General features: G+C 45.0%; 13 protein-coding genes. 8 read left to right on the forward strand and 5 right to left on the reverse strand.

What is annotated here, in order from left to right:
- Positions 1 to 55 precede the first annotated feature (55 nt).
- Positions 56 to 184, reverse strand: coding sequence for a hypothetical protein (locus AC5JPO_RS09215; protein ID WP_319052097.1), 129 nt, complete (start codon positions 182 to 184; stop codon positions 56 to 58).
- Between the two features lie 525 nt (positions 185 to 709).
- On the opposite strand from AC5JPO_RS09215, the gene AC5JPO_RS09220 reads away from it, so the two are divergent.
- The 8 genes from AC5JPO_RS09220 (at position 710) to AC5JPO_RS09255 (ending at position 11,387) form a co-directional block, all read left to right on the forward strand.
- Entirely contained in the window at positions 710 to 2,041 is a 1,332-nt protein-coding gene (locus AC5JPO_RS09220; protein WP_443526791.1) for an efflux RND transporter periplasmic adaptor subunit, read from the forward strand.
- Positions 2,038 to 5,142, forward strand: coding sequence for an efflux RND transporter permease subunit (locus AC5JPO_RS09225; RefSeq protein WP_493852328.1), 3,105 nt, complete (start codon positions 2,038 to 2,040; stop codon positions 5,140 to 5,142). Before AC5JPO_RS09220 ends, AC5JPO_RS09225 begins: the two co-directional genes overlap by 4 nt.
- Before the next feature lie 196 nt (positions 5,143 to 5,338).
- On the forward strand, positions 5,339 to 5,953 hold the full coding sequence (locus AC5JPO_RS09230) for a YceI family protein (protein WP_443526787.1): 615 nt from the start codon (positions 5,339 to 5,341) through the stop codon (positions 5,951 to 5,953).
- A 346-nt stretch (positions 5,954 to 6,299) separates the two neighbouring features.
- Entirely contained in the window at positions 6,300 to 7,301 is a 1,002-nt protein-coding gene (gene ahr / locus AC5JPO_RS09235; RefSeq protein ID WP_443526785.1) for an NADPH-dependent aldehyde reductase Ahr, read from the forward strand.
- Positions 7,302 to 7,880: 579 nt separating this feature from the next.
- Positions 7,881 to 8,888 (forward strand): DUF1852 domain-containing protein, encoded by a 1,008-nt coding sequence (locus AC5JPO_RS09240; RefSeq protein ID WP_443526783.1) that lies wholly within the window; start codon positions 7,881 to 7,883, stop codon positions 8,886 to 8,888.
- A 53-nt stretch (positions 8,889 to 8,941) separates the two neighbouring features.
- A complete protein-coding gene (locus AC5JPO_RS09245) occupies positions 8,942 to 9,970 on the forward strand; it encodes a methionine synthase (RefSeq protein WP_443526782.1) in 1,029 nt (342 codons plus the stop codon).
- A gap of 38 nt (positions 9,971 to 10,008) precedes the next feature.
- Positions 10,009 to 10,533, forward strand: coding sequence for a flavin reductase (locus AC5JPO_RS09250; RefSeq protein WP_443526781.1), 525 nt, complete (start codon positions 10,009 to 10,011; stop codon positions 10,531 to 10,533).
- 38 nt (positions 10,534 to 10,571) lie between these two features.
- Positions 10,572 to 11,387 carry a sulfite exporter TauE/SafE family protein gene (locus AC5JPO_RS09255; protein WP_443526780.1) on the forward strand — a complete coding sequence of 272 codons (816 nt, stop codon included), beginning with the start codon at positions 10,572 to 10,574 and terminating at the stop codon, positions 11,385 to 11,387.
- Positions 11,388 to 11,657: 270 nt separating this feature from the next.
- Here AC5JPO_RS09255 and AC5JPO_RS09260 read toward each other — a convergent pair whose 3' ends face one another.
- From AC5JPO_RS09260 to glmU, 4 genes are all read right to left on the reverse strand, one after another.
- The gene (locus AC5JPO_RS09260; protein WP_493852327.1) at positions 11,658 to 12,617 is read right to left on the reverse strand and encodes an SEL1-like repeat protein; all 960 of its coding nucleotides are present in this window, start codon (positions 12,615 to 12,617) and stop codon (positions 11,658 to 11,660) included.
- 665 nt (positions 12,618 to 13,282) lie between these two features.
- The gene (gene truC, locus AC5JPO_RS09265; RefSeq protein ID WP_443526776.1) at positions 13,283 to 14,050 is read right to left on the reverse strand and encodes a tRNA pseudouridine(65) synthase TruC; all 768 of its coding nucleotides are present in this window, start codon (positions 14,048 to 14,050) and stop codon (positions 13,283 to 13,285) included.
- Between the two features lie 200 nt (positions 14,051 to 14,250).
- Positions 14,251 to 16,095, reverse strand: coding sequence for a glutamine--fructose-6-phosphate transaminase (isomerizing) (gene glmS / locus AC5JPO_RS09270; protein ID WP_443526774.1), 1,845 nt, complete (start codon positions 16,093 to 16,095; stop codon positions 14,251 to 14,253).
- 196 nt (positions 16,096 to 16,291) lie between these two features.
- Positions 16,292 to 17,668, reverse strand: coding sequence for a bifunctional UDP-N-acetylglucosamine diphosphorylase/glucosamine-1-phosphate N-acetyltransferase GlmU (gene glmU, locus AC5JPO_RS09275; RefSeq protein WP_443526772.1), 1,377 nt, complete (start codon positions 17,666 to 17,668; stop codon positions 16,292 to 16,294).
- Positions 17,669 to 17,823: the final 155 nt, after the last annotated feature.

A 17,823-nucleotide genomic window follows, 5' to 3' on the forward strand; every position in this document is an offset into this window, starting at 1 on the left:
AGCTATTTTATAAAAGCGGCTTACTCTCAGCATCAAGCCATTTCTCAGCAAAAAGCTATTTGGCTTTTTTCGCTTTTTTTAATGACTTCTTTAAATCTTTAAGGTCTTTCTGTTTTTGCTTAATTTTTACTTTGGTATCTTTAATATCTTGCTTAATCTTTTTTACTTCTGCTTTATTAGCCATGATGGTTTCCTTTATTGATGACGTTATATCAATAATGACAAATTGCCTCACAAATACAAGTATAAACTGTAGGGCGTATGTATCGTGAGTTATTGCAAGTTGCTGTTTTAAGTGTACCTTTTACATATCCGTGCATTCGCTGCGACATCATGTTCAGCTACTTATCTATCCAAAGGATAAAGGATTAAGCGTTATTGTTAAAGAGATGCCTTGAAGGCTGAATATTAGATATAAAAGAATAGATAAATAGGTTTGGACACAATGTGGATATACAACGATAAATTGTCGTGGTCGGTTTTTTACTCACATTATAATTTTGGCTGTCAATATCTTTATCAAGTTCAATGTCTTACTATATTCTGATAATCACCATCAATTGACTATGCAGATATTCTACACAATTGACCCTGTAAAGAGATAGTCTACAATGATAAAAGACTATTGTTGATAATGTCGGTTTGCATCATCTTGTTTCCCTTATACTTTTTGCGGCGTTAGTACCGTGCTTATTTATAGAGACCAACTATGAGTGATTTTAAACAGCCTGAGGATAAGCACGTACCAACTCGCGAGCAAGACACCAATATTGAGCCATCCGAACCCTCCAAACTACCACCGTATCGTCAATCTGATACCCTGTCTCAAAAGCCCACTTCCAAAATGCCGCTATGGCTGCTGCCTGTATTGGCAGCGGTGCTGGTCGTTGGTGTCCTCTTGGGCAAGTATTGGGGCAATAATGATGTGGCAGCAACGGACGAGTCAGCAGCGTCCAATAGTGCGGCAGGCGATAATGTAGCTGATGGTAGCGCTAGTACGGAGCAGTCTGTGCTCTCAGTAGAAACTATCAGTCCAAGCCAAGAGGATATCGGTAGTACACTCAGTGCTGATGGCACCATTAATGCCAAAGACACTGCCAACGTCAGTGCAAAAGTAAATGGTGTTGCCATCGAACGTATACTGGTCGAAGAGGGTGACCGCGTAAGCGCAGGACAAGTCCTCGCAATGTTTGACACCGATGCGATGGAGCAACAAGTGCTGCAGGCTGAAGCAGATGTCGCAGAAGCAGAAGCAACGCTTGCCAATGCTAGTGCAGATGCGGCACGTGTACTGCCTCTTATCGATATTGATGCCATTAGCAAACAAGAAGCTGATCGCTATCGTACCTCTGAAGTACGCGCAAGAGCGGCTTTGCAGGCGTCCAAAGCTCGTTTGAGCAATCAGCGTTTGACACGTGATAATGCAAAAGTGGTCGCACCAGTGAGCGGTATCATCAGTGCCAAGATGGTAGAGGTTGGGCAGGTCGCAGGCGGCGAGCCTTTATTTACGATTATCAAGGGTGGTATCTTGGAATGGCAGGCTGATATCGACCCTAAACTCATTGGCGATATCAACGTTGGCACATCGGTACGAGTCGCTCTGCCTGGCGGTGATGCAGTGATGGGGCAGGTGAGCCGTATTGCCCCGACAGCAGACAGCAATCGCCAAATCACGATTTATGCAAGTTTGGCTCCCAATGCAAACATACGTGCTGGCATGTATCAGACAGGCCAGTTCTTGCTTGGAAGTACCAGTACCCAAACGATTCCGAATAGCGCTATTGTGAGCAACGATGGCTACGATTATGTGATGCTAGTGATGGCTGAGACCACGTCTCGACACGACAAGTCTATGGGCCGCATCAAGCAACAACGTGTGACACTAGGCGAAAGACTGGGTGAAAATGTCACCGTATTAGAACCTTTGCCAAGTGATAGCCGAATTGTAAAACAAGGTGGTAGCTTTTTAAATGATGGTGACTTGGTGCGTATCGTAGATGGTGTGAGCCAAACGAGTACAGCAGTGCAGGCACAGTCATGAGTTTAAACGTCTCCGCTTACTCGATCAAAAACCCGCTAGTGGCTATCTTGCTGTTTGTGCTTCTAACATTGGGCGGTATTTACGGCTTCATGAAAATGAAGGTGCAGCAGTTCCCAGATATAGATCTACCCGCTGTGGTCGTGACGGTAACACTACCAGGCGCCGCGCCCTCACAGCTCGAAAACGACATCGCAAAGAAGATCGAAAATAAGCTGACCAGTATCGAGGGTGTGAGTCATATTCGTACCACGTTACAGACTGGTGCCGCGACGATGGCGACTGAGTTTACGTTAGAAAAAGACATTCAAGAAGCCGTCGATGATGTACGCTCGGCAGTCGGTGAAGTACGAGGAGATCTACCAGCCGCTGCCAATGATCCTATCATTACCAAAGTATCTACGGCAGGGTTTCCAGTCGTCACTTATTCTGTGGCCGCTCAAAACATGAGTGTGGAGGATCTATCGTGGTTTGTCGATGATACTGTCACCAAGCGGCTCTCTGATATACCTGGTGTCAGTACCGTCAGCCGTGTTGGGGGACTACAGCGTGAAATCACGGTTGCCGCTGATCCAATTGCGCTCAGTGGTCTAAAACTATCCATCTCGCAACTGTCACAGCAAATCGCTGGTATCCAGCAAGACAGCTCGGGCGGGGAAGCTGAAGTGGGTAATACCACTCAAACTATCCGTGTGCTGGGTGCTGTTGAGCGTGCAAATGAGCTCAATAATGTACAGGTTGCTGTGCCCACAGGCGGTACACAAGCGCTTGGACGTATGGCACAAATTACTGATGGCGCCGCTGATCCAAGCTCTATTGCGAAACTGGATGGGGAGACGGTGGTGGCGTTCAACATCACTCGCTCACGCGGTGCCAGCGAAGTCGATGTCATGAAGCTTGTCGATGAGGAACTTGCCAAGCTCACAGCTGATGTGGGTAATATCAATATCGAAAAAGTTTATGATCGCGCAACGCCAGTAGCTGAAGACTATGAATCCTCGCTACGTATGCTCATTGAAGGGGGTATTTTAGCCGTTGTCGTCGTATTTCTGTTCTTGCGCAATATTCGAGCGACGATTGTTGCTGCCGTTGCCTTACCTTTATCGGTAATACCGACCTTTTTGGGTATGTATCTGTTTGGGTTTAGCCTCAATATCATCTCGCTGCTGGCGTTGTCATTGGTCATCGGGGTGTTGGTTGATGATGCCATCGTTGAGGTCGAAAACATTATTCGGCATTTACGTATGGGCAAGACGCCTTATGAGGCGGCTATGGAAGCGGCCGATGAGATTGGTCTGGCGGTGGTTGCCACTACTTTTACTTTGATTGCGGTGTTTTTACCGACGGCATTTATGGGCGGTATTGTTGGACAGTTCTTTCGTCAGTTTGGTTGGACCGCTGCGTTATCGATCTTTGCATCACTCATGGTAGCGCGCCTGATCACCCCTATGATGGCAGCGTATATACTCAGACCAGAGAAAAAGCACGTCGAAAAACAAAGCGCGATCATGACGTATTATCTTAAGATAGTCTCTTGGACACTGCATCATCGCTGGCTCACTATGGCTGCTACGTTAGTGCTGTTCGTGGCTTCACTAGGGTTAGTCAAGCTGTTACCGACCTCATTCATTCCCGATAATGATATCGACCAGACTCGGGTTGCCATTGAGCTGACACCTGATGTGTCATTGGCCGATACAGAACGCGTGGCAGCACTTGCTAGCACTCGTATCTTAGCAATGCCTGAAGTGACCAATATTTTCACCTCAGTGGGAGAGGCGCAGGCATCGATGGGTGCGTCAGATGGTGGTGGCGGTAAAGCTGAAAACATAGCAGGCTTAGATATCGTGCTGGCGCCGCGTGCAGAACGAGGCACCAAAAAAGAAATCGAACGAAAAATCAGCGAGTTGATGACAGATGTGCCAGGAGCACGCTTTACGGTAGGATTATCAAGTGGCGGGGAGAGTGGCTATAACTTTTCATTAACCAGCACCAATCCGCAACTGCTGGAGCAAACGGCCCAGCAAATCATGACCGAAATACGCGGGCTACCGAGCGCAGGCGCTGTGACCAGTGACCGTAGTCTGCCGCGTCAAGAGCTGACGGTAACGCCTGATAGACTGGCAATGGCTGATAAAGGGGTCACAACTCAGGACATAGCGACCACATTGCGCGTGGCGACTGTTGGCGACTACGAGCAGCGCTTGTCAAAGCTCAATCTGGATACGCGTCAGATTCCTATCGTGGTGCGTCTACCAGATGTGGCCAAGCAAAATGTGAATCAGTTAGAAGGTCTGTATGTACCGAGTACATTGCCTGCAGGACAGGGGGTACGCGTAGGCGAGGTCGCCGATCTAGACTTTGGCACAGGTCCTGCGCAGATCAGTAGGTTAGATCGCGAGCGGGCTATCAGTATCACCGTACAACCAGCGAGTGGTGAGCTTGGTGATTTGGTTCAAGCGGTCAAATCTGTACCCACCATGCAGCAACTGCCATCTGCGATTACTATTATTGATCAGGGTCAAGCTGAGAACATGGCCGATCTCTTTAGTGGGTTTATTATCGCCATGTCGGTGGGTGTGGTCTGTATTTTAGGTGTACTCATCTTACTGTTTGGTCGTTTGTTGCAGCCGTTTACTATCTTAATGGCATTGCCGTTATCGATAGGCGGGGCGTTTGTTGGTTTGGTCATTACCAATAGTAGCTTGTCGATGCCATCGATGATTGGCTTTATCATGCTCATGGGTATTGCGACCAAAAACTCAATTCTGCTCGTCGACTATGCACTGATTGCGCAGCGCCAAGGCTTGGCACGTTTTGAAGCTATCGTAGATGCATGCCGCAAACGCGCGCGCCCTATTATCATGACTACTATTGCAATGGGCGCTGGCATGTTGCCACTGGTGTTTGGTTGGGGTGATGCTGACCCAACATTTAGACGACCAATGGCAGCAGCGGTATTGGGCGGTCTGGTCACCTCAACGTTACTTAGTCTAGTGGTCATTCCAGTCGTCTATACTCTGATGGATGATTTGTCAGGATGGTTTGCCAAATGGTTGGTGCCAAGTGGTAAAGATCAGGCAACCACGGACAGTAAGATATGATGTGATGTCTTTGGTCGATCATTTGCGTGACATACTACTAGCAATGATGTCGTATCAAAACAGACAAGCCCATACTTATTGATTAAGTATGGGCTTGTTGTCATTATATAAGAGCGCAGTACTTATAAGGGCCTGATTGCAAAGAATATAAATGACACGATTGCCCTATCATTTACGATCACAAAGGAATGTTATTATGAATCGAATGTCTCTTGCGGCAATCATGCTGCCCACTCGCAAGCTTCTACCAGCTGTATGTATAGGCATGTTAGGTCTCACTAGCAGCCATGCGGTGATTTATGATATTGACCCTACTCATACCAATGTACGTTTTGCTATTGACCACTTTAATACCTCAACCAACACAGGCGGGTTCTATAATCTAACTGGACAGCTGGACTATAACGCAGCTGCCAAAACTGGTAATATCTCGTTGGTTATTCCTCTGAACAGCTTAAATACAGGAGATAAAGGGTTTGATATCGCACTCAAAAGCGCAGATTTTTTTGATGTTAAGCAGTTTCCATTAGCGCAATTTGAGTCTACTAAATGGTACTTTTCGACCGATGATAGTGGCTCAAACGTCAGCAAAATCGATGGGATGTTGACGCTACATGGCAAGACTAACCCTGTTACATTAACAGCGACTAAGTTCAATTGTTACCTAAACCCGATACTCAAAAAGCCAGTCTGCGGTGGCGATTTCACCACAACCATCGATCGAACAAAATGGGGTATTAGTAAATATACGCTATTAGGTATCACCAGCGAAGTGCAGCTGAATATTCAGATTGAAGCCGCAAAGCGTTAGTAGTAGCTGTGCTCAGCCCTTTAAGTATGAGACTGTGTATGAGGTTGGTCCTAATTTGTTAAAGGTGATGGTGTAATAGCATTAGTCTTTGCTATAGTCCGCTCAATTGGAAGCCCGCTCAATTGGATTTATCAAAGGCGATTTTGTTTAAGATGCTGCAATATAAAACGTCTCTATTCAAAATGCTTTCTATGTCGGGTCGATAGATATTTCAGTGATGTTGATACCTCGATGACGCCTGACCTTAACAATGCATTTGATGTCCCAATAGCCAATAGAACTATAAATCAACAATCACAACGACCAAAAATTTAACTCTTACAATGACTAAAAATGAGGAATAACGATGATTAATGCATATGCAGCAAAAGAGAAAGGTGGCAAATTTGAGCCCTATGAGTATGACCCAGGTACTTTAGGCGACCATGAAGTAGAAATCGAAGTACACAGCTGCGGTATCTGTCACAGTGATCTATCAATGTGGCAAAACGAGTGGGGTATGACCCAATACCCGTTTGTTGGCGGACATGAAGTTGCAGGTAAAGTCCTTAATAAGGGGAAACATGTTAAGCACCTGGAGCTAGGTGATAAAGTCGGCCTTGGCTGGCATAAAGGGTACTGTAACGTTTGTGATTTATGTATCGATGGCGACCATAACCTATGTCCTGAGCAAGAAGGTACGATTATTGGTAACCATGGCGGCTTTGCAGACAAAGTGCGCGCAAAAGATACCAGCGTCATAAAGGTTCCTGAAGGCCTAGATTTTAATGCAGTGGGACCACTATTATGCGGCGGTGTCACCGTGTTTAACCCACTTATAGAGTACGGTATCACACCAACCTCAAGAGTAGCCGTAATCGGTATTGGTGGCTTAGGTCACCTTGCGTTGCAGTTTGCCAATGCATGGGGCTGTGAAGTGACCGCGTTTACCAGTGAGTCGAAACTAGAAGAAGCAAAAGAGATGGGTGCTCACCACTCATTGAACTCACGAAATGATAGCGAAATCGAAAAAGTCGCGGGTTCTTTTGATTTGATCATCTCAACAGTAAACGTCGATATGAATTGGGATCTGGTTGTTCAGACCTTGAAGCCAAAGGGTAAACTACACTTTGTTGGTATATTAGAAGCACCACTAGAGATATCAGCTGCACCGATGATTATGGCGCAAAAAAGCCTATCAGGCTCACCAGTTGGCTCACCATCGACGCTGCGCAAAATGTTAGATTTCGCGGCGCGACACAAAATCCAACCAGTGACTGAGACTTACAAAATGTCTGAAATAAACGAAGCGTTTGAGCGCCTAGAAAGTGGTAATGCTCGCTACAGAGTGGTATTGGAAAGAGAATAGCTTCTAAGGACATTACTCTAAAGATAGAGAGCTCTAAACATAGTAGCGATAGGTCATTTAATAGATGACGTATCGCTACTATTTTTTTGTCTTGTACTCGTAGCAGTGCTTGATGCTATCAAAAAATGGCTCTAGGTAAAATAAGACTGCTAAGATTACTTTGCTGTTTTATGTAGTATACCTTGCGAGAAATTAGTCATGTTTAGGTACTGATTTAGAGTCTTGAATATATCATATCGTTTTGATTTTTCACTTGTGACAATTCTACCTTCTTTAAAATCTTTGGATCACAGTACGGTATCACTCGTCCACAATTTCTAATCAGACATCGCTCTCTATCCTTTCTATCCCATTTGTCGATCGCCGCCATCACTTCTCAGTTTTTTGCAGACTTAGATTTTTTATAGCGATAGTTAAAAATGCTCTTATCAATCTATATCTAATTCCAGATCTATGTGAAAGATGAATAAAATTCATCTTATATTAAAATAGTATCGTTTTTATTCATGTAAAGTTTTGAGTATGATTCACCCATAACGATATTTTGTTCTATTTTAAATATGAAAGTGGTGAATCATTATGAGTAAAGAGTTTAGCTGTTCGATTAAAAGCATTCGTTTTGATGAAAACTATCATCCTGCTGACAATACACGACTGACGACAAATTTTGCCAACTTAGCACGCGGAGAGCAGCGCGAGGATAACCTACGCAAAACGTTGACGATGATTAACAACCGTTTTAATACCCTTGCGCATTGGGACAATCCTACAGCAGATCGTTATTCTGTTGAGATTGATATCATCTCTGTAGATATGGATATCGAAGGCAATGGCGATGCTTTTCCTGTCATTGAAACACTCAAAACAACGATTATTGACCACAAAGAAAACAAACGCATCAACGGTATGATTGGTAATAGCTTTTCATCATATGTGCGCGATTATGATTTTAGCGTCGTGCTATTAGATCATTTCGATAAAAACCCAACGTCATCGCCACCAGAGCACTTTGGTGACTTGCATGGCAAGCTGTTTCAGTACCTATTGAACTCAGATGCCTATAAAGCCAATTTTGATAAGCAGCCTGTGATTTGCCTGAGTGTGTCGACAAGCAAAACCTATCATCGTACCAACAACCAACATCCGGTATTGGGTGTCGAGTACAAGCAAGATGAATACTCGCTCACCGACGACTATTTTCACAAGATGGGCTTAGTTGTGCGATATTTTAAGCCTGAAGGTAGCGTCGCACCGTTAGCGTTTTATTTTGCAGGTGACTTACTCAGCGACTATACCGATCTTGAGCTCATAAGCGCGATCAGTACCATGGAGACCTTTCAAAAGATCTATCGTCCTGAGATTTATAATGCCAACTCGAGCGCTGGGGAAGTGTATCAGCCAAGCTTGAACTACCAAGATTATTCATTGACCCAGATCGTATATGATCGTGCAGAGCGTAGCCAAATGGCAGTGACCCAAGGCAAGTTCACCGAAACACATTTTATCAAGCCTTATCAGGATATTCTTGAGACATGGGCGGCCAGTTACTCTGTGAAAGAGGCACTGCCTAAACAGCATGCTGCCTAATTGATCACGTCATGAAAAAACTAATAAAAGACCAATACAAAAGAAGAAGCAATATGACAGTATTACTACCAACCTCAACTGCTGGCAGCTTACCCAAACCCACTTGGCTGGCGGAACCTGAAAAAATTTGGTCACCATGGCAGCTGGACGGTGAGGATTTAATCCAAGCCAAGCAAGATGCGCTATTGGTGTCGCTACAAGAGCAGGTACAGGCAGGGATTGATATCGTCAGTGATGGCGAGCAAACCCGTCAGCACTTTGTCACCACCTTTATTGAGCATTTAGACGGCGTGGATTTTAATCAGCGCGAGACCGTGCGTATCCGCAATCGCTATGATGCCAGTGTGCCAACGGTTGTGAGCGGCGTGAGCCGCCAAAAGTCTGTGTTCGTTGATGATGCCAAGTTTTTACGTCAGCACACTGACAAGCCGATCAAATGGGCGCTGCCTGGGCCGATGACCATGATTGATACGTTGTACGACAGTCATTATAAGAGCCGCGAAAAGCTGGCGTGGGAATTTGCTACCATCCTCAATCAAGAAGCTAAAGAGCTAGAAGCGGCGGGCGTGGATATCATTCAGTTTGATGAGCCTGCGTTTAATGTGTTCTTCGATGACGTCAACGATTGGGGCATTGCCACGCTTGAGCGTGCAATTGAAGGGCTAAAGTGCGAAACGGCGGTACACATCTGCTATGGCTACGGCATTAAGGCCAATAACGATTGGAAAAAAACGCTCGGCTCAGAGTGGCGTCAATACGAAAAAGCCTTTCCCAAATTGCAGCAGTCTAAAATCGATATCGTGTCACTTGAGTGTCAGAACTCGCGCGTACCGATGGACTTGATTGAACTGATTCGTGGTAAAAAGGTCATGGTTGGTGCGATTGATGTGGCGACCAATGACATCGAGACGCCTGAGGCGGTCGCAGATACCTTACGTAAAGCGCTACAATTTGTCGATGCCGACAAGCTCTATCCTTCAACCAACTGTGGCATGGCACCGTTGTCGCGCCAAGTGGCAAAAGGCAAATTACAAGCATTAAGCGCAGGCGCAGACATCGTTCGTCAAGAACTAGTAGGCTAACGAGAGATTAGTAATAATCCAAATTTGGGGTGTGAGTGATGAGTGAAGCAAGCAATTTTAGAGACGCCATGTCACTGCTGACGACGGCAGTCAACGTGGTCACTACCGCAGGCGCGGCAGGCGAGCATGGGTTTACCGCCTCGGCGGTGTGCAGTGTCAGCGATAGCCCGCCGACCTTGCTGGTGTGTATGAACCAATCCTCGCGCTCGCACACGCATTTTGTGGATAACAACGTCCTGAGCGTCAATGTGCTTGGCGCACATCATGAGCACCTATCTAATGTCTTTGCCTCCAAGCTTGACTCAGATGAGCGCTTTACCCATGGCGCATGGCATACTTTGATCACGGGTGCGCCTGTGTTAGACGATGCGCTGGTGAGCTTTGATTGTGAGATTGAGCAAGTACAAGCGGTGGGTACGCATAGCATCTTTATATGCCGCGTCGTCGCGATTAGCCAAACTGACAGACATGCTGAGGGTGGAAATGGGTCAGGCGAGAGTCTGGTCTACTTCAACCGTCGCTATCATCCAGTCGGTCAAGTCCGTCAAATTGATATGGCTTAACCGTATCTTTCTATCCTCCAACCAAAAGTAACGATTCTGTGGAACTTATAATTTTTTTAATCATTGGAGCGCTGGCAGGGTTTGCAGCGGGGCTGTTCGGCGTCGGCGGCGGTACCATCATCGTGCCGCTATTATTTATCGTTTTTACTCAAATAGACTACAACCCTGATAATGTAATGCATCTGGCGCTGGGCACCTCGCTTGCCACTATCATTGTCACCTCTATCAGCTCGCTCATGGCGCACAACAAAAAGGGCGGGGTTATGTGGCCGGTCTTTAAAAACCTAACCCCAGGTTTAGCCATCGGCTGCTTTTTGGGGGCAGGGATTGCAGGGCAGATATCAGGATTGTACCTTCAGCTGATTGTAGGTGTGTTTTTGCTGTGGGTTGCCTATAAGATGTTTAGGGGCGGAAAAAAGAAAACAAACAACAGCGCCCAGCATACCGATGCCGCGTTGCCATCAAAACCGAAGCAACTGGCAGCAGGCGCGGGTATTGGTATTGCCTCCGCTATTTTTGGTATTGGCGGTGGAAGTTTAACGGTGCCCTATCTCACACGTTACGGTGTGGTGATGCAAAAAGCGGTAGGCACGTCCGCTGCCTGCGGTCTGCCGATTGCCATCGCAGGCGCGCTTGGTTTTATGATTTTTGGGATGCAGGCCAATATCAATGTACCTAATGCGATTGGCTTTGTGCATATCTATGCCTTTTCGGGTATCAGTATCATGAGCTTTTTTACCGCCAAGCTGGGCGCAAAAGTCGCGCATATCTTATCACCAGCGCTACTAAAAAAATGCTTTGCAGTGCTGCTGACTATTGTAGGGTTTTACTTTCTGTATAAAGGATTATTTTGAGGGTTTGGAGTGGTGTGTCTAAAGGATAAAGCTCATGAACAAGATGATAGTGCCTAATGCTGCGAGCCATGCATAGTTTAGTGAGATTTTTTAAGTAGTCTACATATATGCTGGAGGGGAGAGAGTTAATTGGCTAGGATATGCTTGCAACAGACTCATAGATTAATTCTAATAATCTAAGTGATCAGGTTTTTAACTGATCGGTATTTTTTGATATTTTGTTTGTACACATAAACTATATTGAGAGGTTTTTATATCAAATGAACAAGATCAGTAACCTGCTTCGTTTAGTATGCGATATTTATCGCACCCATTTTGACCACCACTATCACAAGCCTTACCAAACCATTCTTTTGCTTGAGACTTGTTTTGACGAACGCCATTACCTTCTTCGTAAAGTGAACCAAGATGATATTGGGCAATAGTATGATCCTGCTCAGCGGCCTTTTGGTACCAACTGATAGCGGTAGCCAAATCTTGATGAACACCTTTGCCCTCTTGGTAAAGCAAACCAAGATGATACTGAGAGGTTACATGACCTTGTTTAGCGGCCTTTTTGTACCAACTGATAGCCCTAGTTAAGTCTTGACTAGTACCTTTCCCATCTTCATAAAGTGAACCAAGATGATATTGGGCAATGATATAACCTTGCTCAGCAGCCTTTTTGTACCAACTGATAGCGGTAGTCAAATCTTGACTAGTACCTTTCTCATTTTCGTAAAGTGAACCAAGGTGATACTGAGAGGTGACATGACCTTGTTTAGCGGCCTTTTTGTACCAACTGATAGCGGTAGTCAAATCTTGACTAGTACCTTTACCTTCTTCATAAAGCAAACCAAGGTGATACTGGGCAATAATATAACCTTGCTCAGCAGCCTTTTGATACCAATTGATAGCCGTAGCCAAATCTCGACGAATACCTTTACCTTCTTCATAAAGCAAACCAAGATGATACTGGGAGATGAGATGACCTTGCCCAGCGGCCTTTTGATACCAACTGAAAGCTGTAGCCAAATCTCGACGAATGCCTTTACCATCTTCATAAAGCAAACCAAGATTATATTGGGAGGTGACATGACCTTGCTCAGCGGCCTTTTGGTACCAACTGATAGCCGCAGTCAAGTCTTGACGCATATCTTGCCCTTCTTGGTAAAGTAAACCAAGATGATACTGGGAGATAGCATGACCTTGTTCAGCTGCTTTTTGATACGATTTAGCAGCTATAGTCAAGCTTTCGCCAAGATAAGATTCTCTTCTATTATAAGAGAAAAGCGCTTTTAGGTACTTAAAAACCATTGTTCGTTCTTTAAAATTAATCTCGTTGAGATTATAGAGAAAGATGCTGAATGGGGCAATTACCTTTAGTGAACTGTCATGTTATTTAGCTAAGATTAAGTTACTACTAGCTGTTTCCTCAGCATACGCTCTGATGCCGCTATTTCAAAATAGAGGCCTGTATTAGTAAACTTCAAGCGCAAAATATATCTTTCGAAATAGATGATTAAGAGTTTGGAATTATTAGAGATTTTGAAAAAATAAGGGCTGCGTAACGTTTATAGCGTAATGACCTTACAAAATAGGTTGTAACTTGATCAATAACTCGCTCTATTAGAGTAGGTATAACACAAGTGAGTTTACAAGCTCTAATTAGCTAAATACTTGCCATTTCATTGGAAAAGTTGCGCTAGTAGCTGCTCAAAGACTGAGTTAAATAATCTGGTCTTTTGTTCGACCTTTTAGTCATCAATCAGAGTCTTAAAAGAAAGTAGGGTTTAGAGAAATAATATATTCTGTCAGAGCAAAATGCTCGAATTGATGAGCCATTGTTAGCGCATTGAGCCTTTACGAGTAGTATCGGGGTCGTTACTTCTATGAAGCAACAGCACCAAAAAATCTTAATGCATCTGAGATTCAAGACTCTCTACCCAAGAAAACGCTTTTAGGATGCGCATCCATTGATCGTCCAAGCCTGCTTTTAGGAGTAATGGCTCACCAGTGACGGGATGACTGAGCGCCAATGTCTGAGCATGTAATAGCATGCGCGTACAGTCATAGTGAGTGCGAAAAAATCGTGTGTGCCGTATATCACCGTGGCTGGTATCACCCACGATATGATGAAATACATGTCTCATGTGCCGACGCAGCTGATGCTTGCGTCCCGTCTCAGGTGTCAGGCGCACAAGGCTATAGCGGCTGGTGGGATGCTTTTTTGACACTGCAAACGGCAGCTCGATTTTTGCCAAGCTTTGCCAGTGGGTCACCGCCTCTTGAGCGGGCTTGTCTAAGTTGGCGAGTTTATCAGCGATGGCATCAGGCTTAAAGCTGAGCGCATAATCAATCGTGCCGTGCTCTGGCATGAAGCCGCGCACCACGGCTATATATTGCTTGGTAACCTTGCGTTCAGTAAATGCCTCGGTCAAGGTGCGCGCTACGGCTGAGCTTTTGGCAAACAAAAGCACGCCCGAAGTCGGTTTGTCTAAACGATGCACCGGAAACACATGGCAACCGACCGCATCACGGGTCAGCTGCATAGCAAAGCGTGTTTCGCCTTTATCCAGCCAGCTACGATGTACTAGCAGCCCGGCTTCTTTGTTAATTGCCACTAGGTGCTCATCTTCATAGATAATGTCTATTTGGTTAGTGCTTTCACTCTCAGTATCCATGCGTTCAGTACCTATATAGTAGAAACTATAGTCATATGAATGATGCATAGTTTCTTATTTCGTTATTCAAAAAAAACCCTTCGTCATCTTGTCAGTAGTAGATGGCGAAGGATTTAGTGATGCATCATAGAATGGTTGGTGATTCTTCAGTATAATAGGTGACTATTAAGTAATAATAAATTAAAAATCAATAGGTTATACTACTCAACCGTCACTGACTTGGCCAAATTGCGTGGTTGATCGACATCAGTGCCACGCATCACTGCTACATGGTACGACAGCAACTGTACGGGTACACTGTAGACGATAGGGGCTAGGGCCTCGCAAACGTCAGGCACATTTACCAAATGCAGTCTGTCCTCTGCTACCATTTGACTGGCTTCACTAGCAAAGACGAATAGCTCACCATGACGCGCATGCACTTCTTGCATGTTGGCTTTTAATTTATCAAACATACTGTCTTTGGGTGCCAATACGACGATTGGCATATCTTTGTCTACCAGTGCCAATGGTCCGTGCTTGAGCTCACCTGCTGCATAGCCTTCGGCATGAATATAAGAGATCTCTTTTAGTTTCAACGCGCCCTCTAAAGCAATTGGGAACTGTAGACCACGTCCCAAAAACAGACAGCTCTTCTTATCTTCAAAATGCTCGCTCATGGCTTGGATAGGACCATCCAGACTGAGACTGGCGTGTAGTTGTCCCGGCAACTTCTGTAGTTCTCCAAGTAGGGTATTCAAGTGCTCATCGGTCATACGTTGCTGAGTAGCACCCACTTTAAGTATTAGTAGCATCAGTGCGACCAGCTGCGTGGTAAATGCTTTGGTTGAAGCAACGCCAATTTCAGGACCTGCTAGTGTCGGCAGGAATATATCTGTCTCGCGTACCAGTGATGAGGTCGGTACGTTGCACAGCGCTAAGCTAACTAAGCCTACAGGCGCTTGCTTTTGAATATCGCGTAGTGCAGATAAGGTATCAGCCGTTTCACCCGACTGAGAGATACAGATAACCAGAGTATTATCGACGACGACAGGGTTACGGTAACGGAACTCGCTTGCCACTTCGACTGAACAAGGGATACGAATAAGGCTCTCGAACCAGTACTTTGCGACCATACCAGCATGATAACTGGTACCACAAGCGATGACTTGGACATTACGGATACCTGATAGCTTTGTCTCATGACGCTGCAAAAAATCATCGCGTAGTTTAGTGGTTTCGCCATTATCTAAGGCCATCTCAATAGTACGACCGACAGCATCTGGCTGCTCATAGATTTCTTTAAGCATATAGTGCTTGAACTCGCCTTTATCTGCATTATGCTGAGTGGCATCAATTTCATGTACTTGACGTTGGACCTCAACGCCATCTGCGTAAACCTGAATGCTATTGCGAGTCAATCTAGCAATATCGCCTTCTTCTAGATACATAAAGCGGTTGGTCACTGGCAATAGAGCCAGCTGATCTGAGGCGATAAAATTCTCGCCAATACCGACGCCAATGACCAAAGGTGAGCCTAGACGTACAGTGATAAGCTCATCTGGGCAATCTACATGTACGATACCCAAAGCAAAGGCACCATGTAGTAATGGGATGATAGTACGGACAGCTTCTAACAAGTCAGGCGTTTGTTTATAGATATCATGGATTAAATGCGCCACCACTTCAGTATCTGTCTGTGAAGTAAACTCATAACCTTTAGCCAGCAGTTCTTCTTTTAGCTCAGCATAGTTTTCGACGATGCCGTTATGTACAACAGCAATTTTGCCTGATACATGTGGGTGTGCATTGCGCTGTGCTGGTTCACCGTGGGTGGCCCAGCGTGTATGAGCAATACCGATATAGCCATCAAAGAACTCTGGATTGACGGCGACAGCATCGACTAGCGCTTTTACTTTACCTACTTGACGCTCGCGGTGTAGCTCACCATCACGAATAACCGTCAGACCAGCTGAGTCATAGCCGCGATATTCTAAACGCTTCAAGCCTTCAAGTAAGATATTGGCAATATTTCGCTCAGCGACTGCGCCTACAATTCCACACATGGCTATTCCTTAAATTCAATTTTTAGTAGTTCAATATAGGAGGGTATAAAATAAAAAGACTAGCGACTGATTCATTACTCTGGTCATCAATTAGCGCATCAGTTTATAAATACGATGAAGCAGTACCACAACGATTGAAGTACTGCTTAGGGTTGCTCAAGAGTGATGGTCATTGATCACACTAGCAACGAGCTGGCTACTTCTTCGTCGGACGCTGAAAGTCATTTTTTTGCACCTGACGCGCACGGCCAAAGGCCAAAGCATTGTTATCAACATCTTTGGTAACCACAGAACCTGCCGCCACAGTCGCAGTATTACCAATCGTCACAGGCGCAACCAAGCTAGCATTGGAACCAATAAAAGCGTTGTCTTGGATAATGGTCTGCGATTTATTGGCACCATCATAATTACAGGTAATGACACCAGCACCGATATTAACGCCTGTACCAATAGTTGCATCACCTACGTAACTCAAATGGTTTACTTTACTGCCATGACCGATTGTCGATTTCTTAATTTCTACAAAGTTACCGATTTTGCTATTATCAGCCAATACCGTCTCAGGACGCAGATGGGCAAAAGGCCCTACATCGACACCAGCACCAACATCAGCATGATCGATCACGCAGTAAGGTTTGATATGGCAGGCATTACCGATAGTGGCATGTTTAATCACACAGCCAGCTTCGATATAGACGTTATTACCTAAAACACAATCACCCTCGAATACTACGCCAACATCTACAAACACATCTTGACCAGCGGTTAGAGACCCACGAATATCAACACGGGTAGGATCAGCAAACTGTACACCTGCTTCTTGTAAATCAGCGACTAACTTGCGCTGCCACGTGCGTTCTAGGCTGGCAAGTTGTTGGCGATTATTCACGCCTTCAATCTCAAACGTATGCTCAGGCTCAATCGCCGGAATAGTAATACCATCAGCGACTGCCATTTTGACAATATCAGTCAAATAGTATTCTTTTTGGGCGTTATCGTTAGAGAGTTCAGGTAAATATTTATGCAATAGCGCATTATTCACGCAATAGATACCGCTGTTGATTTCTTTGATGCTTTGCTCATCGGCACTGGCATCTTTTTGCTCAACGATAGCTTCAATATTACCTGCTTGGTCACGCTTGATACGACCGAGTCCAAACGGATTATCAACAGTAAGGGTTAACATAGACATACCGTCAGTGTTGGCAGTTTTCAATGCGGCTAACGTCTGACAGCTTACCAATGGTACATCGCCATATAGAACAAGGCTTTGCCCTGATTGTGGCAGAGCAGACAGCGTCACTTTGACGGCATGACCAGTACCTAATTGCTCAGTTTGAGCAACCCAAGTGATTGATGACTGTGTATATTGATTGGTGATTTCCGACTTCACTTGCTCACCGCCAAACCCATGGACGATAATCGTTTCATCGACAGTGAGCTGATGGCAAGTGTCTAGTACGTGACCCAACAATGATTTACCAGCCAATGTCTGCAATACTTTTGGTTTTGCAGACTGCATACGCGTGCCTTTACCGGCAGCTAAAATAATCACAGAAAGAGGAGATGTCATAATAACCCTACAAATGTAACAAAATATAATATTGGATTATAACGCAAAATCCCTTTTGAAAATAAAATATGACGTGCAGGCTTTGTAACTCGAATATACCTCGCTTAATTCAGCGAAATCAAACCAGTAAATATACCAAGACTATCCTAGATATT

Source organism: Psychrobacter sp. H25, assembly GCF_059076335.1.

What these genes read in the sequence shown, in the direction of transcription:
- AC5JPO_RS09215 (WP_319052097.1), bottom strand. Translation starts at nt 184, where the DNA reads ATGGCTAATAAAGCAGAAGTAAAAAAGATTAAGCAAGATATTAAAGAT.
- AC5JPO_RS09220 (WP_443526791.1), top strand. Translation starts at nt 710, where the DNA reads ATGAGTGATTTTAAACAGCCTGAGGATAAGCACGTACCAACTCGCGAG.
- AC5JPO_RS09225 (WP_493852328.1), top strand. Translation starts at nt 2,038, where the DNA reads ATGAGTTTAAACGTCTCCGCTTACTCGATCAAAAACCCGCTAGTGGCT.
- AC5JPO_RS09230 (WP_443526787.1), top strand. Translation starts at nt 5,339, where the DNA reads ATGAATCGAATGTCTCTTGCGGCAATCATGCTGCCCACTCGCAAGCTT.
- ahr (WP_443526785.1), top strand. Translation starts at nt 6,300, where the DNA reads ATGATTAATGCATATGCAGCAAAAGAGAAAGGTGGCAAATTTGAGCCC.
- AC5JPO_RS09240 (WP_443526783.1), top strand. Translation starts at nt 7,881, where the DNA reads ATGAGTAAAGAGTTTAGCTGTTCGATTAAAAGCATTCGTTTTGATGAA.
- AC5JPO_RS09245 (WP_443526782.1), top strand. Translation starts at nt 8,942, where the DNA reads ATGACAGTATTACTACCAACCTCAACTGCTGGCAGCTTACCCAAACCC.
- AC5JPO_RS09250 (WP_443526781.1), top strand. Translation starts at nt 10,009, where the DNA reads ATGAGTGAAGCAAGCAATTTTAGAGACGCCATGTCACTGCTGACGACG.
- truC (WP_443526776.1), bottom strand. Translation starts at nt 14,050, where the DNA reads ATGGATACTGAGAGTGAAAGCACTAACCAAATAGACATTATCTATGAA.
- glmS (WP_443526774.1), bottom strand. Translation starts at nt 16,095, where the DNA reads ATGTGTGGAATTGTAGGCGCAGTCGCTGAGCGAAATATTGCCAATATC.
- glmU (WP_443526772.1), bottom strand. Translation starts at nt 17,668, where the DNA reads ATGACATCTCCTCTTTCTGTGATTATTTTAGCTGCCGGTAAAGGCACG.